General features: G+C 36.1%; 17 protein-coding genes. 13 read left to right on the top strand and 4 right to left on the bottom strand.

Annotated features, from left to right (window positions below; translation table 11 throughout):
- Positions 1-111: 111 nt before the first annotated feature.
- Genes EG346_RS06390 through EG346_RS06400 form a run of 3 tightly spaced genes read right to left on the bottom strand, consistent with a single transcriptional unit; the run spans position 112 to position 3,781 of the window.
- Positions 112-1,620, bottom strand: coding sequence for a WG repeat-containing protein (locus EG346_RS06390; RefSeq protein WP_123877504.1), 1,509 nt, complete (start codon positions 1,618-1,620; stop codon positions 112-114).
- A 5-nt stretch (positions 1,621-1,625) separates the two neighbouring features.
- Positions 1,626-2,300: a 16S rRNA (cytidine(1402)-2'-O)-methyltransferase gene (gene rsmI, locus EG346_RS06395; RefSeq protein ID WP_073328440.1), complete on the bottom strand. Its 675-nt coding sequence runs from the start codon at positions 2,298-2,300 to the stop codon at positions 1,626-1,628.
- Between the two features lie 2 nt (positions 2,301-2,302).
- Entirely contained in the window at positions 2,303-3,781 is a 1,479-nt protein-coding gene (locus EG346_RS06400; RefSeq protein ID WP_123877507.1) for a DUF8457 domain-containing protein, read from the bottom strand.
- Positions 3,782-3,842: 61 nt separating this feature from the next.
- Here EG346_RS06400 and EG346_RS06405 point away from each other — a divergent pair, with 61 nt between their 5' ends.
- The 6 genes from EG346_RS06405 (at position 3,843) to EG346_RS06430 (ending at position 12,720) form a co-directional block, all read left to right on the top strand.
- Positions 3,843-4,433 carry a thymidine kinase gene (locus EG346_RS06405; RefSeq protein ID WP_123877510.1) on the top strand — a complete coding sequence of 197 codons (591 nt, stop codon included), beginning with the start codon at positions 3,843-3,845 and terminating at the stop codon, positions 4,431-4,433.
- Between the two features lie 307 nt (positions 4,434-4,740).
- Entirely contained in the window at positions 4,741-7,188 is a 2,448-nt protein-coding gene (locus EG346_RS06410) for a bifunctional UDP-N-acetylmuramoyl-tripeptide:D-alanyl-D-alanine ligase/alanine racemase (RefSeq protein WP_123877513.1), read from the top strand.
- A 2-nt stretch (positions 7,189-7,190) separates the two neighbouring features.
- Positions 7,191-9,347 carry a patatin-like phospholipase family protein gene (locus EG346_RS06415; protein WP_073328450.1) on the top strand — a complete coding sequence of 719 codons (2,157 nt, stop codon included), beginning with the start codon at positions 7,191-7,193 and terminating at the stop codon, positions 9,345-9,347.
- A gap of 4 nt (positions 9,348-9,351) precedes the next feature.
- On the top strand, positions 9,352-9,774 hold the full coding sequence (gene ybeY, locus EG346_RS06420) for an rRNA maturation RNase YbeY (RefSeq protein WP_123877516.1): 423 nt from the start codon (positions 9,352-9,354) through the stop codon (positions 9,772-9,774).
- Between the two features lie 147 nt (positions 9,775-9,921).
- Positions 9,922-11,784 (top strand): tRNA uridine-5-carboxymethylaminomethyl(34) synthesis enzyme MnmG, encoded by a 1,863-nt coding sequence (gene mnmG, locus EG346_RS06425; RefSeq protein ID WP_123877519.1) that lies wholly within the window; start codon positions 9,922-9,924, stop codon positions 11,782-11,784.
- A gap of 114 nt (positions 11,785-11,898) precedes the next feature.
- Positions 11,899-12,720, top strand: coding sequence for a class I SAM-dependent methyltransferase (locus tag EG346_RS06430; RefSeq protein ID WP_123877522.1), 822 nt, complete (start codon positions 11,899-11,901; stop codon positions 12,718-12,720).
- Positions 12,721-13,227: 507 nt separating this feature from the next.
- Here the strand turns inward: EG346_RS06430 and EG346_RS06435 are convergent.
- Positions 13,228-14,418 (bottom strand): phosphoglycerate kinase, encoded by a 1,191-nt coding sequence (locus EG346_RS06435; RefSeq protein ID WP_123877525.1) that lies wholly within the window; start codon positions 14,416-14,418, stop codon positions 13,228-13,230.
- Positions 14,419-14,972: 554 nt separating this feature from the next.
- Here EG346_RS06435 and rpiB point away from each other — a divergent pair.
- The 7 genes from rpiB (at position 14,973) to EG346_RS06470 (ending at position 22,109) form a co-directional block, all read left to right on the top strand.
- Complete coding sequence (gene rpiB / locus EG346_RS06440) at positions 14,973-15,407, top strand: ribose 5-phosphate isomerase B (RefSeq protein ID WP_123877528.1); 435 nt, start codon at positions 14,973-14,975, stop codon at positions 15,405-15,407.
- Positions 15,408-15,658: 251 nt separating this feature from the next.
- The gene (locus EG346_RS06445) at positions 15,659-16,468 is read left to right on the top strand and encodes a hypothetical protein (RefSeq protein WP_123877531.1); all 810 of its coding nucleotides are present in this window, start codon (positions 15,659-15,661) and stop codon (positions 16,466-16,468) included.
- A 7-nt stretch (positions 16,469-16,475) separates the two neighbouring features.
- Positions 16,476-18,629, top strand: a complete 2,154-nt coding sequence (gene rnr / locus EG346_RS06450) for a ribonuclease R (RefSeq protein WP_123877534.1) — start codon at positions 16,476-16,478, stop codon at positions 18,627-18,629.
- 15 nt (positions 18,630-18,644) lie between these two features.
- The gene (locus EG346_RS06455; protein ID WP_073328470.1) at positions 18,645-20,048 is read left to right on the top strand and encodes a pyridoxal phosphate-dependent decarboxylase family protein; all 1,404 of its coding nucleotides are present in this window, start codon (positions 18,645-18,647) and stop codon (positions 20,046-20,048) included.
- 24 nt (positions 20,049-20,072) lie between these two features.
- Positions 20,073-20,759, top strand: a complete 687-nt coding sequence (locus EG346_RS06460) for a LysE family translocator (protein WP_073328473.1) — start codon at positions 20,073-20,075, stop codon at positions 20,757-20,759.
- Positions 20,756-21,685 (top strand): S66 peptidase family protein, encoded by a 930-nt coding sequence (locus EG346_RS06465; RefSeq protein WP_123877536.1) that lies wholly within the window; start codon positions 20,756-20,758, stop codon positions 21,683-21,685. The genes EG346_RS06460 and EG346_RS06465 overlap by 4 nt, the downstream gene beginning before the upstream one ends.
- Positions 21,686-21,737: 52 nt before the next feature.
- On the top strand, positions 21,738-22,109 hold the full coding sequence (locus EG346_RS06470) for a YraN family protein (RefSeq protein ID WP_073328478.1): 372 nt from the start codon (positions 21,738-21,740) through the stop codon (positions 22,107-22,109).
- Positions 22,110-22,122 lie beyond the last annotated feature (13 nt).

Raw genomic sequence — 22,122 nt, forward strand, 5'->3', positions numbered from 1 at the left:
TACATTTAATTTTATACAAATTAAACGGTCCGCAAAGATATTATAAATTGTTATTCAATGCATTCCAAATCATCAAATTAGTGAAAATTTTTCGCTGTTTTTTATCATATTTTAAAGACGGTTGCCACTGTTTTTAAATCTTGTAAAATAAAGAACATCCGATTTTTTGTCTTTATCCAGCTTGAGAACCTCCTTCTGCCAGTAGTATTTATCGTAAATAATATCCTTCAGAGGCTCATTCTGAAAATTCACCACACCATATTTATCCTGCTTCTTTACGACAATTTCATTCTCAGAATTTTCAAATGCAATGATATCGTCATAAATAAAAGGAACAATCTCCTTCCCTTTTTCATCTATGACTCCATACAGATTGCTGGTGTTTCTGCATACGACAGGTTTTGAATAAAGATTGAGGATATTGAAAAAATTCGTCTCCTGCTCTTTAATGGAAACAATGTCTTTCATCGGAGAAACAGATTGATCGGTCACAGAGAATTTATAATATGCTTCCTGCTTTTTAATGATAAGCTGGTCAGGATAGAAAGCAATGATCTGTGTATTTTCTTCCAGAATATTGTTTAAATCTTTATCCAGAAATTTTTCTTCCTTTCCCTTTTTGAGATAGATAAAGTCTTTTCCTGAAATCCTGAAGCTCTGTATAAAATCGTATTCCTGAGGAACAATGGTTTCCCCGTTAAGATTGACCACTCCGCTTTTCTTTAGTTTATCACTGTAAACGGTGAAAAGATCATTAAATAAAGGGGTAAGATACTTGAAATTGTTCGGATAAAGTTTTCTGTCCTTCTTTTTAAAAACCGTTGCTTTTCCTTTCTTTCTCAGATAAACATATTCTTTTGTTCCAAAATATTCCGGTTCAGCATCATCAAAAATCTCTTCCGCCAGTCTGTTTTCATCGGCGTCAACCAAGCCATATTTTCCTGTTGTCCTGTTTTTAGTAATCAGATAAGGATAGGAAGCCAGATTGTAGATCTGTGCTGAAAACTGATGTAATTTTTGTCCGCCTTTCCCAATGATTTCGCTTTGATGGTCTTCATTGATGATCAGGGCTTTGCCATTTTCGAAGTGATAATCTTCTTTAAATTCACGGTTGCTGACCTGCTTTCCATCCAAATCATATAAAAACCATGATTTATCTTTCAGGACCAAAAAACGGTCTTCTGCAACAAAGCGGATCCTATCTGAATAGGAAATGATCTCTTTTCCATTATAGTCATACACTGCTTCTTTCCCCTCTTTTGAAGAAATAATACATTTTTTGCTGAGCCAGGGCGTATTAAAACTCTGGTCATCTAAAGGAAGGATTTGATTTCCTTTTTCATCGATGATGGTAGATTTGGTCTTATTATCAGATTGTCTGACTGTAAGAATAAACCGGTTTTTAAAGATCTGAGAAATATTGTGGGGCGATTCAAACGTGATATTTCCTAATGAATCTACAATACTTTCTTTCTTATTTTTTGAATCATAAATCTTACCATATCCTTCTGAATAGGAATAAACTTCCATTCCTGTCTTTTTTGATAAAAGAATCTTTGTATACTGATTGGTCTGGGCCATACACACTGACGAACACAGTGCGAAAACTAAGTTTTTCAATGAATTTAGATAGAATTATTGACAATAAGAACGATCTCTCCTTTTAAAGTTTTGCTTTTGGAAAATTCAATTAATTCATTGATTGTTCCTCTCTTGGTTTCTTCAAACTTTTTAGAAATCTCACGGCTCAGACTGGCTTTTGTTTCTTCTCCGAAGAATTCTTTGATCTGCTCCAAAGTGGTATTGATCTTGTGTGGGCTTTCGTATAAAACAATGGTTTTTTTCTCTTCCGCAAGTTGCTTAAGCTTGGTCTGTCTTCCTTTTTTCTGCGGCAGAAATCCTGCAAACAGAAACTCATTATTTGGAAGTCCCGAAACCACAAGGGCCGGAATTAATGCTGTAGCGCCGGGAAGACATATCATTTCAATATTATTGTCCGATCCTGCTCTCGCCAGCAGATAACCAGGATCTGATATTCCGGGAGTGCCTGCATCGGTAATGATGGCAATATTCTGTCCGCTTTGAAGATCACCAATCACCTTTTCGGTAGCCTGATGTTCATTGTGAAGGTGATACGATTTTAAAGGTTTGGAAATCTCATAATGCTTTAAAAGTATTCCTGATGTCCTTGTGTCTTCACATAAAATATAATCAACTTCTTTAAGGACTTTTATAGCCCTGAAGGTCATATCTTCCAGGTTCCCAACGGGTGTGGGAACAAAATATAAGATTCCGCTCAAAATTATAAGAATTTATTTTCTACCAATATCCAGAGTCTCTGGGCATATTCATCTACTTTACTCCACTTTCTCTCGTAATAAAGATCGCTGAGATACTCTTTTGCTTCTTCCAGATTCCTGAATCCGTTCAGATGAGACACGGTTTCATTCAGATCCGACTGACTTCCGTTGAAGAGCATTTTTGAAAAGGCAATTCTGTCATTCAGATCCAGTCTGAATTCGGGTTTTACCTTATCTGCCTCCATAAAGTTGGTAGGAATGTTGGTTTTCAAAATACCTCCCTGCTCTTCCTTTACTTCAGGCACTGGTTTTTGCTTTGTTGGTGTTTCTCTTTCCAGAGGATCGTCATCAAAAAGAGTCTGAACGGCCTTCAATCCTTTGATATTGGCCAGTTTTATTTTTTTCTCCTGCTGATAAGCATCGAGATCTTCGAAGCTTTCATCAGAAGCATGTTTTTCTGTTTCGTGGACAGGTTTGTCTATATCAACAATTTTTCTTCTGTCATATACTTCCGCAAGAATGGTTTCCTCTTTTTCTTCTAAAGGAAAATCGTTTTTTATCTCGCTCAGAATATTGTCTACATTGGACGTTTCTGTCAGCATTTCTCCCTGTTCCATCATGGCATTGGATGCCACAAACTGCTCTTCATTTTCCTCGATCAGTATTTCGTCTTCCAGCATTTCAGTATCAAAAATACTTGGAATCCTTTCTGTCGGTTCTTTTGCTTGATCTGAGGCTTTATGATCATCTAAATCATTTGTTTCATGTGAAACGTTGTCTTCATCTTCATCCAATTCATTAAGCTGATTACTGAAAATTACCTCTTCTTCTGTCGTTTCAGTGGTGAATAAATCTTCATTCAGATCTTCGTCATTATCAGGTTGAGCATCAGCAAGAATTCTTTCCTCATCTACAAAACTCAATACTTTTTCGTTGGTATTGAAAGGTTCATTTTCTTCGATCCCATTCAGCTGACTATTGAAAACATCTTCTTCCCCTTCAACTGCATTTTGAGCTGCTTTTTCCTGAATTTCTATCATTGAGCTTTGTCCGTAGTTTTCTTCAGCAAAACTTACGATATTTTCGTGGAACTCATTTTCTACAATCTCATCAAGCTGATGGTTGAATTTTTCATCTTCCTCATCTGAGGAAGTAGTATAATTTTCACCTTCGTTTTCATTAATTTCATTAAACTCATTATTGAAGATGGCCTCTTCCTCCGTCACCTCATGGTTAGATTCGTGACCTTCATCCAAATTCAATGAAACATACTGGCTTTGTGAGTGTTGCTGGGAATGATCCGTAATGAAGTATTCCATATTTTTTTCAAGTAATCTTAAAAAAGATATCCTGTTCGCAAGCTCATCTACAAGATCCTGCTTGGAAAGTAATTCGTCTACGTTGTTTATTTTATCCAGGATATCAATGATATTCTTGGATTCAAAAAAAATTTTTTCCTTTAAATCTTGGATGTTCTGCATAATAAGAATCTTATTAAAATTGCTTACTTTTGATCTTAAAAATATACGGCTAATTTAACAAATGTTTTTAGAAAATACAATTAATCATTCCAAACAAAGTGGTTGGATGGAAGTTATTTGTGGCTCTATGTTTTCGGGAAAAACCGAGGAGCTGATCCGACGATTGCGAAGAGCAGAAATGGCGGGACAGAACGTGGAAATTTTTAAACCGAGACTGGATACACGATATTCTGACGAGGACGTTGTTTCTCATAATCAGAATAAAATACGCAGTACAGCAGTAGATAATCCCAATGAAATTCTATTGCTGGCCTCTAACTGCGATGTGGTGGGAATAGATGAAGCACAGTTTTTTGATGAAAGCATTGTTGATATTGCCAACCAGCTTGCCAACAGCGGTACGAGAGTCGTTGTGGCAGGACTTGATATGGATTTCCTGGGACGTCCATTTGGTCCTATGCCTAATTTAATGGCTACTGCAGAATATGTTACGAAAGTGCATGCTATTTGCAAGAGGACAGGTAATCTTGCCAACTACTCCATGAGAACTTCCCAGGGGAATGATCTCGTAGAGCTTGGAGAAACAGAAAGTTACGAAGCAGTAAGCCGGCGTGTTTTTATTGACGAAGTACTTTTAAGAAAAAATAAATAATAAGGCCGTTAAATAGCGGTTGATAATAGCAAAGACGCAGAGTTATTTCTAATATACGACCATTTTAAGATCCCAGAAAATCAACCGTTTTTCGCAGGCAGGGATTTTATCTTCGATAAGATCACTTACACCTTAGGAAGGTATCTGTTATTAATTATTTTACGTCTTTACGATTGTCCAAAAAAATAAATTAACTTGTAAAGGCAAATAACAAAATTTTGAAAATAAATATGATTTAAAAACGTCATATTTATTTTTTTCAAAAAGTTTACCATTATAAGCTCAAAATAAAGCAGAAGGGGTATCAATGAACTATACAGTAAAACAAATTGCAGAGATCACCAATGCACAAATCATTGGAGACAAAGATTTAGTGGTCAGAAATATAGCGTTCGACAGCAGAATTATCTATTCAACAAAAAATACGGCATTTGTAGCGATCAATACGCATAAAAATTCCGGTGAAAAATTTATTGAATCGGCAATAGACCGTGGTATCGGCGTGATCATTTCTGAGCATCAGTATCCGCAGTTTGAAAATATTACATGGATTATTGTTGACAATTCAGTAGACTTTCTTCAGAAACTGGCCCGATACCATTTCGAGAATGCTCATATTAAAACTATAGGAATTACCGGAAGTAACGGAAAAACCATTTTAAAAGAATGGCTTTATCAATGTCTGTGGAATGAGTTTCCGACGGTAAAAAGTCCGAAGAGCTTTAATTCCCAGATAGGTCTTCCGCTTTCTCTGCTACAAATTAACAGCTCACACGAACTTGGCATTTTTGAAGTAGGAATTTCAAAGCCTCACGAGATGGAAAAACTGGAAAATATTTTTCATCCCCAGATCGGGCTGCTTACCCATATCGGAAATGCCCATGCGGCCAATTTTACATCTGAAGAGGAACTTATTGATGAAAAGATCATGCTTTTTAAAGGTTCTGAAGTCATTATTTACAATGGCGACAACGAATTGGTTGACAAAAAGATACACAAATTATATTCAAGCAAAAAATTAATTTCTTACGGGCTTAAAAAGAATAATCAGGTGTTCATTAAAGAATCAGTTTCTAAGGATGAAAAAATTACGGTGGTTTATTTTGACGAAGAAATCTCCTTCCCTGTTCATCAGAGAGATGAAGCTACGTTGACGAATGCATTGGCTTTGATCACTGTTTTAAAAGAAGTCAATATTAATAATCAAAAGATCGTCGAAAAACTCAATTCTTTAAAGGCTGTCGAAATGCGACTGGAAGCTATTGAAGGAATTAAAAATAATATCATCATCAATGATTCTTTTAATCTTGATCTGGACTCACTGAAAACAGCACTTCAGTTTTTGAATGAATATAACAAATCCAAAAAATCTCTGGTTTTAACAGATATTGTAGGCGTTAATTCCAATTCTCAAGAACTTTATGAAGAAGTTTCAGAGCTTGTGAATGATCAGAAATTTGATTCTGTATTTCTTATTGGTGATGAAATATCGAAGTTCAGCGATTTATTTAAATCTAAAACTTTTACTTTCTTAGACACCAAGGAATTAATTGAAAGTAAACATCTTACCGAAATTGAAAACCAGATCATCCTATTAAAAGGAGCGAGAAAATTTGAGATTGAAAAACTTAAAGATATCCTTGAACTCAGAAAACATGATACTGTTCTGGAGATCAATCTGAATGCTATTCTTCATAATATCAACTATCACAAATCCCTGCTGAAACCGGGAACGAAAATGATGGCCATGGTAAAGGCAAATGCATACGGATTGGGCAGCTATGAAATTTCCGAATTTCTGCAGCACCATCATATTGATTATCTGGGTGTTGCTTATGCTGATGAAGGCATAGAGCTCCGTAAAAAAGGGATTACTACTCCTATTATAGTGATGAATCCCGAACAGCACAGCTACGAAGCGATCATTGAATATAACCTGGAACCTGAGATCTACAGTTTCAGAGTATTGGAATTGTTTTATGATGCTGTACAGAAATCAGGCTACGATAAAAAATACCCTATTCATATCAAGCTGGAGACCGGAATGCACCGTCTTGGTTTTAAAGATTTTGAACTGGATGAGTTAAGTGAGACTTTAAGCCATAAAAATGTAAAGGTTCAAAGCATGTTCAGCCATTTATCATCTTCTGATATGCCTGAAGAAAGGGAATTTACCCTCAGACAGTTTGAAGTTTTTGAAAAGAATTCCAGTTATCTAATTGATAAGCTTGGCTACACTCCTCTTCGGCATATCCTTAATTCTTCGGGAATCACAAGTTATACAGACCATCAGTATGACATGGTAAGAATAGGAATCGGAATGATTGGTGAATCACCATGTAGTGAAATACAGAAACAACTTCAGTCTGTAGTAAGTTTTAAAACCGTAATTTCACAGATATCAACTGTTGATACAGGAGAATCTGTAGGTTACAGCCGAAAATATAAAGCAGATCATTCCGCCAGGATTGCTACTATTCCTGTGGGTTATGCAGATGGAATCCCAAGACTGATTGGCAACCAGGTAGGCAATGTAGGGGTCAGTAAAATCCTTACTCCGATTGTAGGAAATATTTGTATGGATATGATGATGATCAATGTAGATCAAATCCCCAATGTAAAAGAAGGTGATACGGTCACTATCTTTAATGCAAAACCAAGTTTAAAAGAATTCGCAGGCTACTGCAAAACAATAACCTATGAAGTGTTAACGTCCATATCACCCCGGGTGAAACGGATTTATATAAAAGACTAGTTATGAGAAAACTCCTGATCCTTCTCTTCGTATTTCAACTCCTGATGATCCATTCACAAGTGAAAAAGGATCTGGTCATACCAAAAAATCCAAGAATAGGCCTTTCCCTCGCCGGTGGCGGAGCTAAAGGTTTTTCCCATGTAGGAGTGCTGAAAGTATTAGATTCATTGGGAGTAAAAGTAGATTATATTTCCGGGACCAGTATGGGTGCCATTGTAGGAGGCTTGTACGCTTCAGGATATTCCGGAAAAGAAATAGAGAAGATCATATTGGATACGGATTTCTATTCTTTGATCATGGATCCGAAATCCAGACAGGAATCTTCTTTTTTTAATAAATCCGTTGATAAATATCTTTTATCCATTCCATTAAAAAACGGGAAAATATCTCTTCCCTCCTCTATAAGTTCCGGACAAAGAAATGTCTACCTTCTCAAAGAACTTTTCAAAAATGTTTCCAATATTGATGATTTTTCCAAACTGCCGATTCCTTTTATGTGCGTCGCTACCAATCTGGAAAGCGGCAATATGGAGATCTTTGAAAAAGGTGATCTTGTACAGTCTATTATGGCCAGCTCGGCCTTCCCTTCTCTGATGGATCCGGTAAAGATTGGGGACAGCATCTATATAGATGGAGCAATGACCGTCAATTATCCTTCAAAGCCTTTAAAGGACAAAGGAATCGATATCGTGATTGGGGTGGACCTAAATCAGGATTTATCCACAAGAGACGATTTAAACAACATTATATCCATTCTTAATCAGGTTATTGATTTCGGAATTAAAAGGGATACCAGAAAGCAATATAAGTATACAGACATCAATATCAAACCGAATCTTAAGGGCATGACCGCTACCAGCTACGATGATAAGAAGAAAATTCTTGACAGTGGCTATGTGGAGGGCATGAAATACACTGATATCCTCGACCAGCTTCCGAAACGATCATTTGACCGCCTTAGAGAGCGCGTAAATCCCATCTATTCCAATGTATATAAGATTGACAGTATTTCCTTAGATGGAGGCAAAATATATGGCAAAAACTACGTTCTGGGTAAAATGGGGCTCCGTCTTCCTTCTATGCAGACGTATGGCAGTATCAATAAGAAAATTGATAAACTCGTAGCAACCAATAATTACAGATTTATCAACTATGACATCATCCCTGAAAATGACGCCAATTATCTTAAACTCTACGTTACAGAAGATGAAGCCCGTCACTTTTTGAAAGTAGGACTGCATTATGATGAAGTTTTTAAAACAGGACTTCTTCTGAATTATTCGGGGAAACGTCTTTTATTTAAAAATTCAAATCTATCTTTAGATGTCGTTGTAGGTGATAAACCGAGATATTATCTGAACTATTTTATTGACAATGGATATATCCCTGGATTTGGGATCTACTCTTCCGGAATGAGTTTTGACCTGAAAAATGTAGATAATAATATAGCAGATAAATGGGAATGGTTCAGAAATGAAGCCTATATCCAGTCTGTATGGAAGGATAAATTCGCCGTTGGAGGCGGGATCAGCCATGATTACTTTGGTGCCGAAATAAACGGGGAACATGAGAGGTACATGCGTTTTCTTAACCCTTACGTATTCTTAAAAAGCGATACTCAAAATGAGAAGGACTTCCCTTCCAGAGGTATTTACATCGGTGCAGAAGGTAAAGTAATCGATCTTTTGAAGTCTGAAGTAGACAAAAGAATTATCCAGGTAAAAGCAGATATCAGGATCAATATTCCACTTTCCAAGCAGTTCTCCTACCGTCTTAATCTTTACGGAGGAATTACGATTGGCGATAATCTTCCTGAATTCTACCAATACAGACTGGGTGGCATTTTTGAACAGAATCTCATCAATTTCAAGAGTTTTGGAGGTTTCTATTTTGCACAGCTAAAATCTAATAATGTTGTTCTTATCTCCAACGACCTTCAGTTTAAATTTAATAAAAGCTATTTCTTAAGCGGTAACTTTAGCTTTGCCAATCTTTCGGATGACATCAATTTTGAAGATGCAGTTAAAGTAAACTATAGCTCAGTAGGGCTTACCGCAGGCTATAAATCGCCTTTCGGGCAGATTAAAATCAATTTTAGCCACTCACTTAAAAACAATCAAAAAGGCATATTCAGTGTTATTTTAGGACACTGGTTTTAATACAATGATACAATTCTTTTACGAAAACTTACAGGAATCTGTCAGTACAGATTATCAAAAATGGCTGGAAGATATTATACTTTCAGAAGGGAAAAAAATAGGCGAAATCAATTATATTTTCTGCGATGACGAATATCTGCTTAAGATCAATCAGGATTATCTACAGCATGATTATTATACCGATATCATCACTTTCGATTATGTAAAAGGCAAAACAATAAGCGGAGAGATTTTCGTATCTTTGCAGCGGATTTCGGACAACGCTTCTACTCTATCCAGAGATTATGAAGAAGAACTAAAAAGGGTCTTGGCTCATGGCATTCTTCACCTCGCAGGATATAAGGATAAGACAGAAGAAGAAGAGAAAGAAATGCGGAGAATGGAAGATCTTTACCTGGCTAAATTCAGAGATTTAAATCCTGGATAAATTAAAGAATCACTTAAAGGATAATCCGTAAAGTGCTAAAAGCTAGATATAATTACAACTCACTTAGAGTGCATTCTCTAAAAATGTTTCACGTGAAACATTCATAGAAAATATTAAAATTAAAAGCTTTAAATAAGCAATATAAAAATGATTTCAGATACATATGACGTAATCGTAGTAGGTGCCGGACACGCAGGTTGCGAAGCTGCAGCAGCGGCCGCCAACCTGGGTTCAAAGACCCTACTTGTTACAATGAATATGCAGACCATCGGACAGATGAGCTGCAACCCAGCCATGGGAGGAATCGCAAAAGGACAGATCGTAAGAGAGATTGATGCTATGGGAGGATACTCCGGAATTATAGCAGACAAATCAGCGATTCAGTTCAAAATGCTGAACCTTTCCAAGGGTCCTGCGATGTGGTCTCCAAGAACTCAAAATGACAGAATGCTTTTTGCTGAAGAGTGGAGATTGGCATTAGAAAATACACCCAATCTTGATTTCTTTCAGGATATGGTGAAACAGCTGATTGTAGAAAATAATAAGGTAACCGGAGTTATTACTTCTTTGGGAATTGAGATAAAAAGTAAATCTGTTGTTTTAACCAATGGAACATTTCTTAATGGATTAATTCATGTTGGAGATAAACAATTAGGCGGAGGAAGAATGGGTGAACCCAGAGCATTCGGAATTACCGAACAATTGGTAAGTTTAGGTTTCGAGGCCGGAAGAATGAAAACAGGAACTCCTCCCCGGGTAGACGGAAGAAGTCTGGATTATTCCAAAATGGAAGAACAGAAAGGAGATGAAAATCCTCAGAAGTTCAGCTATACGGACACTCCGAAATTAACAAAACAGTTAAGCTGTCATATTGTTTATACCAATGAAACGGTACACGATATTTTACGAGAAGGTTTCGACAGAAGCCCAATGTTTAATGGAACAATTCAAAGTTTAGGACCAAGGTATTGTCCGAGTATTGAAGACAAGATCAACCGTTTTGCAGAAAGAACAAGACATCAGCTTTTCGTAGAACCGGAAGGATGGAGAACGGTTGAGATCTATGTCAACGGATTCAGTTCTTCTCTTCCTGAAGATGTACAGATCAAAGCTATGAAACATATTCCTGGTTTTGAAAATGTAAAAGTATTCCGTCCCGGATATGCTATTGAGTATGATTACTTCCCTCCTACCCAATTAAAACATACCTTAGAAACTAAACTGATCGACAATTTATATTTTGCTGGCCAGATCAACGGAACCACAGGATATGAAGAAGCCGCAGGACAAGGCTTAATGGCCGGAATCAATGCACACAACAAAGTACACGGTAAAGAAGATTTTATCCTTAACAGAGATGAAGCGTACATCGGTGTATTAATTGACGACCTGATTACAAAAGGAACAGAGGAGCCTTACAGAATGTTTACTTCGCGTGCAGAATACAGATTATTACTCAGACAAGATAACGCAGATATCCGATTAACGGAAAAAGCGTATCATTTAGGTCTGGCAAAAGAAGACCGTTTAAGAAAAGCAGAAACGAAAGTATCTAAGAGTCAGGAACTTGAAACCTTTTTACGAGAAACTTCTTTAAAGCCGGGTATCATCAATCCTATTCTGGAAACTATTGAAAGTAACCCTGTAGATCAGGCCTACAGAGCTTCACAATTCCTTACACGACCTAATATTACTTTAGACAAGCTTGACGCAATAGATTCTATCAGAGAATTCTCTTCTCAGTATGATGAAGAAGTAAGAGAGCAAGCTGAAATTAATATAAAGTATAAAGGATATATTGAAAAGGAAAAAGAAAATGTAGCTAAGCTGAATCGTTTGGAAAACATAAAAATTCCGGAAGATTTTGATTATAAAAGCATTTCTAGCCTTTCTTTGGAAGCAAAACAGAAAATGTCCAATGTAAGACCTAAAACCATTGCACAGGCAGGCAGGATCAGTGGAGTTTCTCCAGCCGATATAAACGTTTTACTGGTGTATTTAGGACGTTAAATCAAAAATGTTTCACGTGAAACATTTGTAAATTAAAAGCAAAAATTAAGGTATTTATGACCGTTAGAATGATTTCATAATTACCTTAATTTTAAATTATCAAGATATTAATTCATGAGAATAAAGGATCATTTTCTTTCACAGGAAATATTTGAAATAAAAGAGACAGAAACGAAAGGGGTATTCAAGACCTCCCCTATTCCATCCAACATTTCCAAATATTACGAAAGCGAAGATTATATTTCCCACCACCAGGATTCTGGAAGCTTCAAAGAAAAGCTGTACAAGTTCCTGCAATCATTTAATCTGCAATACAAAAAAAATATCATTGCAGACAGAATAAAGAAAGGATCAAAAGTTCTTGATTATGGATGCGGAGCTGGAGAATTTGTCAAATATATAGAAGAAGATTTTGAAACCTTTGGTTTTGAGCCTGATGCCGATGCCAGAAAAGCGGCATTGAATAAAATATCAAAAGCAACGGTACTGGACAACATTCAGACAATTCCGGATCAGAGCTTAGATGCAATCACCTTATGGCATGTTTTCGAACACATAGAAAATCAGGATGAGATGCTAAATTTATTTCACGGGAAATTAAAAGATAAAGGACTGCTCATTATTGCAGTTCCCAACCCTACTTCCTATGATGCAAAACATTACAAAGAATATTGGGCAGCCTATGATGTACCAAGACATATTTATCATTTCTCTAAAAATGGTATGGAAAATTTAATTTCCGAGAAGCCGGACTGGAAAATGAGAAAAATTAAACCTTTGGTCCTGGATTCGTTTTACATCTCCATGTTGAGCGAAAAATACAAAAAATCACCTCTTTTTTGGCTAAAAGCAGTCCTCTACGGAACAATTTCTAACGTAAAGGCTCTTTTTTCGAACGAATTTTCAAGTTTGATATACATTATCGAAAAAAGATAGAAAATCGATTTTTGAGCCATTTCTGAAGGCCGATTTTCATGGATTTCGACAAAAAAAATGAAAACCCGGAGATTTTTCCGGGTTTCTTTATTGGATTGATATATATAACAAATAAAAAAATAAATTTAAAAACTCCCCTACTCCACTCTTTTAACGAATTATAAAATCTAAAAAGACAAAGTGTATTAATTTATAACAAATTGTCTATTTCCAAAAAATATCACTTTAAAAAAAAATGAAAATAAATTGGAGCGATTGAAATAATTTCAAAATCCTGAACCGATGTCAAAAAATTTGACCACATGAAAAAAAAAAAATAATTTTCTAAAAATGGCAGATATCCACATCTTTTTAACAAAATAGAAAATTTAACCGTGATTTTCTAAAATCAAACCAGATTCACTCTAAATTAAAAATAAAGCTTAAAATCAGAAACTGAAAAAAAATATTCAAAAAATAAAAAAGACCGTCAAGCATGACGGTCTCCTATATATAAAAAATAAAATTCTACTTGTTGATCGCAGCAACTCCAGGAAGTTCCAAACCTTCCAGACTTTCAAGCATTGCTCCACCACCTGTTGAAACATAACTTACTTTTTCTCCGTAACCAAATTGCTTCACAAAAGCAACACTGTCACCTCCACCTACAAGAGAGAATGCTCCCAATTTTGTAGCTTCAGCAATACTGTCACCAAGAGCAATAGTTCCTGCCGCAAAATTCGACATCTCAAAAACTCCGATCGGACCATTCCAAAGAATTGTTCTTGAATTTAACAATACATCATTGAACTGATCTCTGGATTTCGGACCGGCATCAAGACCCATCCATCCTTCAGGAATTGCATAGATGTCAGCCTCTTTTCTTTCAGCATCATTATTGAAATCTTCCGCTATAATAACATCCGAAGGAAGATATACTTTTACCTGGTTTTCTTTTGCTTTTCCTAAAATCTCAAGAGCCAAAGGTAGCTTGTCCTCTTCTACCAAAGACTTTCCGATTTTGCCACCCAAAGCCTTAATAAAAGTAAAGGCCATTCCTCCACCAATGATCAGATTATCTATCGCCGGAAGTATATTTTCTATAATGGTAATTTTAGTTGAAACCTTAGATCCACCTAAAATTGCAGTTACTGGTCGCTCTCCTTTTCTTAATACTTTATCGATCGCATGAAGCTCTTTAGCCATCAGTAAACCGAAAAATTTAGTTGATTCAAAATATTGAGCAATCATCGCTGTTGAAGCATGAGCTCTGTGAGCAGTTCCAAATGCATCATTCACGAAAGCATCACCCAGTTTTGAAAGTTGCTCAGCAAAAGCGGCATCCCCTTTTTCTTCCTCATTGTGGAAACGAAGGTTTTCCAACAACAGGATCTCGCCAGGTTGAAGATCAGCAGCGGCCTTTTCAGCCTTTTCTCCGATACATTCATCCACAAACTTTACTTCCTGTCCAAGAACGCTGGAAACTTCATCTACGATATGCTTAAGAGAGAATTCATCTTTCACTTCACCTTTTGGTCTTCCAAGGTGCGTCATTAAGATCACGGAACCTCCGTCATTAAGAATTTTTTCTACGGTAGGCTTTACAGCCGTTATTCTCGTATTATCGGTCACTTTTAGCTGGTCATCCTGCGGAACATTGAAGTCCACTCTTACCAGGGCCTTCTTGTCTTTAAAATTGAAATCATTGATTGTTTTCATAAATATCGTTGAATTTTCGTTTCACAAATGTAAGCTTTTAAACTTTTTCAACAGATCCCCTGAATTAAAACTTTTCCGAAACTTTCCCCCAACCCAATCACCCACTAATCAACAATTTTTTTCTCTTTAAAGAAAAGAATAATGTAGTTGTTGTTGAGTATTGTTAGTTTCGGGGATAAGTTTTATCAAAATAATTGGTAACAAATAATTTTTATTCAATTCATATTTAATTCACATTGTAATCTCTTGTAAATCTGTCTTTTCACAGACTTATCAACAGATGTGAATAACTTCCTCACAAAACCATTCTTAGTAATTTAATTATGGAAAAAGTTCGGATTAAGTGAAGAAAACAATTTGAAAGTTGTGACTAAAATTTCCAAATACATTTCCCATTACGAAATAAATTCTTCTTTAAAAATAGAAAGTTGGAAAAAGTTTTCCACAGTTATTCACATACCTTTTCACAAATTACCCCCGAACAACTAACAGACTTTGTTATTATTCTTACCTTTGTCATGAAATAAAATCTAAAAAGACTTAATACAGGTATTATGAAAAGAAAAATAGCAATTGCTGCAGACCATGCAGGCTATGAGTATAAGGAGATTGTTAAGAACTTTCTGTCTGAAAAGTTTGATGTTCAGGATTTTGGAACGTTCTCCACAAACAGTGTGGATTATCCGGACTTTGTACATCCTGCTGCAACCTCTGTTGAAAACGGCGAAAATGAACTGGGAATTTTGATCTGCGGAAGCGGAAACGGGGTTCAGATTACAGCGAACAAACACCAGAAGATCAGATGTGCGCTTTGCTGGATGCCGGAGATTGCAGTACTGGCAAGACAGCATAATGATGCAAATATGATCTCTATGCCTGCGAGATTTATATCTAAAGAAGTAGCCATAGAAATTGCAGAGAAATTTCTTTCTACAGACTTTGAAGGTGGAAGACACCAGAACAGGGTTGATAAAATTGCTGTTTGCTAAATATATAAAGGCCTGTAAATCAAATTGCAGGCCTTATTTATTTTTTATTTTGTACATTTGCATCAGCTGATAGAAATTACCAGTCTATTATTTCCATACAAAACCTTACCTGTTTAAAAGATATTAATCAAAGGTTTTTCTCTCCTCTTCTCCATATTTATAGTAATTTTATACAAACTAAAGTTTCCATTATAAGTAAATTTGGAAGGAAAATTGATGCAGTTGAATTAATAAGAACCCTATAAAACTGAATGAAGATCAAAGTATCTGCCGTATTATTTTTTATAATAAGTTGTTTCCACGCTCAGGAAATGAAGGATACAGATGCCTATGGAATTTGGGATAAGGATGATGCCTGTCCAATGGTTGTAGGGAAACCTGAGTTGAATGGATGTCCAAAAGATGATTGCACAGAGAATAGTAAGCTTCAAAAAAGGAATGTAGAAGATTTTGTTTCACAACAAAAAGAAATCAATTATCTGGCGTTGCAGAAACATTTTCTACAGATTTTAAAAAAGATAAATTTTGATTCAGAAATACTATTATTTTTAAATTCAAATGTATCGGAAGGTGAAGGTCCTTCAAAGTGCCCAACATTAGATTTTTCAGAATATCAGGAATATTCTACAAGTAATTTCATATGGAATGAAAGTATGCTGAATGATTTATCCAGGACATTAGATCAAACTATTTTTCCAGTGTCATATAATTCCTGGTGGTGGGGAAATGGAGGATTCTATACAGAAAATAGTAAAGAGTTTATATTTTTATCCAAAAGCCAGATAAATTATATCAATAAATTGCCATTATTTTCTGATGTAAAACACGGAAGAATCAGATATATTAGAGTCAAAAATAAAAAACTGGAAGGACTGTCTAAAGATTTTAATCAAATTATCTTTCGTCAAGATAGAACAATTGTCAATGGATCATTTGAAACAGAAATTGAATTAACGATTAACACAAAAATAGAATTTCATGCTTACATTTTTAAGTATGATTTTGATAAAAAAGATTGGCTTTTAACATCAGATAAAAGTCAGATAATAACAATTAAATAATATTAAAATGCCAAGAAAAGGTAAATATATAAGCCATAAAAACGAACAGAAACTCATGGAAATCGGAAGATTGATCCTGCGTTTCATGAATACCAATTCGTCCAAGATCTATAATTATAAGCAGATCGCAGACGGAATAGATTATAAAAATCCGCGTCAGAGAGAACTCGTGATCCAGTCTCTTCATAAACTTCAGGGTTCTGAGAAAATCAAAGAAGTAGAGAAAGGAAAATTCATCGTTAATCTGAAGATTGCAGGAACATTAACCGGAGTCATTGATTTTAACCAGTCCGGTAACGCCTACGTAAAAGTAGAAGGCGTGGAAGATGATGTCTTTATCCACTCCAAAAATGTGAAAGATGCTCTTCAGGGAGACAAAGTTTTGATCATTACCTATCATTTTAAAGGGAAGAAACTGGAAGGTTCGGTACTGGAAGTTCTGGAAAGAAACAGAACTGAATTTGTAGGAACATTCCAGCTGGTGGCTCACAAAGACTTTGGATTTGTGGTGTGTGATAAAAAATCGATCAATACCGATATTTTCATTTCAAAAGCTAACTTCGGTGGAGCCGAAAACGGCGATAAAGTAGTCGTAAAAATGACAGAATGGAGACCGGGAGATAAAAATCCTCAGGGAGAAATTATCCAGGTTTTGGGTGCTCCGGGCGAGCATGAAACAGAGATCCACTCTATCCTTGCGGAATATGGTCTTCCCTACGAGTTCCCACAGGAAGTTGAACTTGATGCTGATAAAATTGACAGAAGAATTACCGATGAAGAAGCTGCAAAGCGTAGGGATATGCGTGATATCTGTACCTTCACCATTGACCCTAAAGATGCAAAAGATTTTGATGATGCACTTTCCATAAGAAAACTGGAAAACGGAAACTGGGAGATCGGGGTGCATATCGCTGACGTTTCTCATTACGTAGTTCCGGGAACGATGCTGGATGATGAAGCCTATAAAAGAGCAACGTCGGTATACCTTGTAGACCGTGTGGTTCCGATGCTTCCGGAAGTTTTAAGTAACGATGTATGTTCACTTCGTCCTAATGAGGATAAATATACTTTCTCTGCTGTGTTTCAACTGAACGACAAAGCAGAAATTCAGAAACAGTGGTTTGGAAGAACCGTGATTCATTCAGACCGAAGATTTACGTATGAAGAAGCTCAGGAACGTATAGAAACTGGGCAGGGAGATCTTGCTGAAGAAATCAATACGTTGGATAGGCTTGCGAAAATCATGCGTGATGAAAGAGTAAGAAATGGAGCGATCACTTTCGACAGAAGTGAAGTAAGATTTAATCTCGATGAAAATAACTCGCCGATTGGAGTATACTTTAAGATCAGTAAAGATTCCAATCACCTGATCGAAGAATTCATGCTTTTAGCCAATAAAAAAGTGTCTGAATTTGTATCATTGACCAGTAAAGGAACAGTAAGCAACAATACCTTTATTTACAGGGTTCACGACGATCCGAATCCTGCGAAACTGGAAGCATTAAGAGATTTTGTTTCTACTTTCGGATATAAAATGAACCTTGACAATACCAAGAAAGTAGCTGAATCATTGAACAAGCTTCTTTTTGACGTCAAAGGAAAAGGAGAAGAAAATATGATCGAAACGCTCGCTATGAGAAGTATGAGCAAAGCCGTATATTCTACAGAACCTATCGGACACTACGGTTTAGGTTTTGAATACTACAGCCACTTCACCTCTCCTATCCGTCGTTATCCCGACCTTTTGGCCCACCGTCTTTTGCAGCATTATCTTGATGGAGGTAAATCTCCAAGCAAACAGGAGCTTGAAGACAAAGCAAAACACTGCAGTGCAATGGAAAGACTAGCTGCTGATGCGGAACGAGACTCTATTAAGTTCATGCAGGTGAAATTTATGGAAAAACACCTTGGAGAAACCTTTACCGGAGTTATTTCAGGTGTTGCAGAATTCGGTTTCTGGGTAGAAATACCTGAAAACGGTGCTGAAGGCTTGATCAAATTAAGAGATCTTGTGGATGATTCCTATTCTTACGATGCGAAAACCCATGCAGTGTATGGTCATAAAACCGGAAAAAGACATCAGTTAGGGGATCAGGTCCAGATCAAAGTAGTAAAGGCCAACCTTATTCAGAAACAGTTGGACTTTAAGATTGTTGATTAATTTCATAGAGAGCTTATGAAAAGAGTACTTGAAATAGATAAGGAAGAATTTTCAGAAATTTTAGAGAAAACATTTTCAGAAATTGTCCATTTTTTTAATTCTCTGGATGAAATATCTACCCAGCCAAATGTAAAACTGGAACATCAAAAACTTTCTTACGAAGGATGGGGATCAAAAAAAGTATTAGAATATTTCCAACAAGCAGTAAAACCAATTATTTCTGGTTCCAGTGGACCTAAATATTGGGGCTTTGTTACCGGAGGGGCAACGCCAGCAGCTTTAATTGGAGATTTTTTGGCAACTATTTATGATCAAAATACACAGAGAATTAATCAGGGAGGAGATATTTCTGCCCTTTTGGAAGTAGAAACTGTTAAGATGTTGCTGGATTTCTTTAGCCTGCCGGATTCTTTTGAAGGAGGTTTTGTGACAGGCGCTACTATGTCAAACTTTACATGCCTTGCTACAGCCAGACAATGGGCAGGGCATCAAATAAATAAAAACTATGCATTAGAAGGTGTTTCTACTGATGATTTTGTCATACTTTCCGCGGAACCTCATTCTTCAGTTGTCAAATGCCTGAGCATGTTAGGGATAGGGAGTAATAATATTGTTTCTGTTAGGAAAAAAGATGAGACAAGAGAGGCAGTAGATGTTGAAGATTTAGAACAAAAACTAGAATTATATAAGGCCAAGCAAATCATTATTTCAACCAGTGGAGGAACCGTAAATACGGTTGATTTTGATGATATGAAATCTATCAGCAGACTAAAAGAAAAATATAATTTCTGGTGGCATATCGATGCTGCTTTCGGTGGGTTTGCTAATATTCTTGATGAATACAAACATTTATTAGATGGTTGGGAAAATGCAGACAGTATTGCAGTAGATTGCCATAAATGGATGAACGTGCCATATGAAAATGCGGTTTATTTTATTAGAAAAGAACATAGTGTTTTGCAGATGCAGGTTTTTCAAAACTCCAATGCAGCCTATTTAGGAAACCCGGAAGATAATTTTTCCTATGGTAATTTTACGCCTGAGAATTCCAGGAGATTCAGAGCTTTGCCTACATGGTTTACCCTAAAAGCGTATGGAAAAGAAGGCTATCAAAATATAGTGAGAAATAATATACAGAATGCTCAAAAATTTTCAGTATTTGTAGAAAATCACCCTGCATTACAATTATTGTCAGAAACAAGATTAAATTGTGTATGTTTTTCATTGAAAGAAAATCCCGAGAAAAGTTCTAAATTATTGGATATCATTAATGAAAATGAGAAAATTTTTATGACTCCTACAAAGCTTAATAATAAAGCGGGAATCAGGGCTGCATTTGTAAATTGGAGAACAAGCGATAAAGATTTAGACGTCGCTTTTACAGAAATACAATTTGCGCTTGATAAAATGGATATTTAATACTATTATTCTTAAATTTAGAGCATGTTTGAACTTGTACTTTCTGCCGTTGTCTTAGGATTTATGCTGAGCCTGGTTTTTATAGGACCAATTTTTTTCCTGTTAATTGAAACCAGTTTTTCCAGAGGACCAAGACATGCCCTGGCATTGGATCTCGGAGTTATTACAGCAGATATATTATGCATTGTTGCTGCGTATTATGCCAGTGCAGATATTGTTACTTTAATAGATAAGCATCCCGGATTTTACAGGATTACTTCTATTCTTATATTTGTATACGGGATCGTGATGCTGGTGACCAAAACCAAAATGCATATGCCTGGTGAAGAAAGGATCATTGGCCAAAACTATTTTAAAACGTTTTTCAATGGTTTTTTCTTCAATCTTTTGAATGTGGGAGTGATTCTCTTCTGGCTGGTGACGGTGATTTCCGTAAGAAACCAGTATCCAGATACCAGCAGTTTTATTCTTTATGTGGGGATTGTCATTGGCACCTATCTGTGCATTGACCTGGCCAAAATATTCTTAGCAAAACAATTTCACGATAAACTTACCCAGAAACTCGCCAACAAGATCAGAAGGATTGTAGGCGGGATTCTTATTGTGTTCAGTTTCTTTATATTTCTGCAGAGCTTTAAAAAATTCAATCAGTTCGACAGACGTTTAGAAGAAGCTGAGAAAAAAGAAATCAAGTACCAAAAAACAGAATGAAAAAAATAATCTTTCCAAAAGCTCTTAAAAAAGGAGCAAAAATAGCTGTTATCTCCCCTGCCGGAGCTGTAGATCCGTCTCAGCTTGAAAAGGGCATAGAAATGATCAAAAACAGAGGTTTTGAACCTATATTGGGCGAACATCTGTACACTAAATTTTCAAACGGATATAATTATGCCGGGACAGAACAGGAAAGATTAAAAGACATCAACTGGGCTTTAAATGATAAAGATATTTCAGCAGTCTGGGCTTCCAGAGGAGGTTACGGATGTCAGCACCTTGTTCAGCATCTCAAACTGAAAAACTTTACAGAAAACCCTAAATGGTATATCGGATACTCTGATAATACGGTAATACAAAGCTATTTGCTGAAGAAAGGTTTTGCCTCTATTCACGGACAAACTATCAAAACATCAAGTTTTGGAGTAACAGATGAAAGCTATGACCTGATCTTTGATGTTTTAAAAGGTAAAAGTCTTAAATATGCTTTAAAATCTCATCAATTGAATACAACCGGAACTATTGAAGGTGAATTGGTTGGAGGTAATTTAGCTCTTATCTATGCCCTTTTAGGAACTAAATATTCTTTCGATTTTAAGGACAAGATCTTATTCATTGAGGATATCGGGGAAAATTTCTATGCCCTGGACCGAATGATTATGAGCCTCGAATTAGCCGGAGTTTTTACTAAAATAAAAGGACTGATCATTGGTGGAATGACCAATATGGGCGATGAAAAGGAGAATAAAAGTTATGAAGAAAGTTTCGATGAATTTGCTTACAAATTAATTTCAGACAGAATTTCAAAGTATAATTTCCCGACTGTTTTCGGATTTCCCAACGGCCATATTAAAGATAACAGACCTTTGATTATTGGTGGAAAAGTAACAGTCAAAGTTGAGGATAAAGTAAAAATTGAGTTTTAATTGATGCCAATATCCTTTATTTAATCTGCTCTCAAATATTAAAACTAACGTGATGGCAACTCATAATGATTTCGGTAAAATAGCAGAAGATCTTGCCGCAGAATATCTGCAGAAGAATGGCTATAAGGTGGTTAAGAGAAATTTTAGGTTTCAAAAAGCGGAGATTGATATCATTGCTGAAAAAGAAAATCTGATCATCATCGTTGAAGTAAAAGCGCGTTCTACAGATGCTTTTATATTGCCTCAGGAGGCGGTGACCAAAGCAAAAATCAGATCTGTTGTCTCAGCGGCCAACCACTATCTTGAAGAGTTTAACAGGAACAATGAAGTAAGGTTTGATATTATTTCTGTTCTTCCTGACGAAAGAAAGAACCTGATTATTGAACATATAACCGATGCTTTTGAAGCTTTAGACGCCAACTGATTATAATAGTATA

Source organism: Chryseobacterium carnipullorum (assembly GCF_003815695.1).
In the GTDB taxonomy this organism is placed as follows: Bacteria; Bacteroidota; Bacteroidia; order Flavobacteriales; family Weeksellaceae; genus Chryseobacterium; species Chryseobacterium carnipullorum.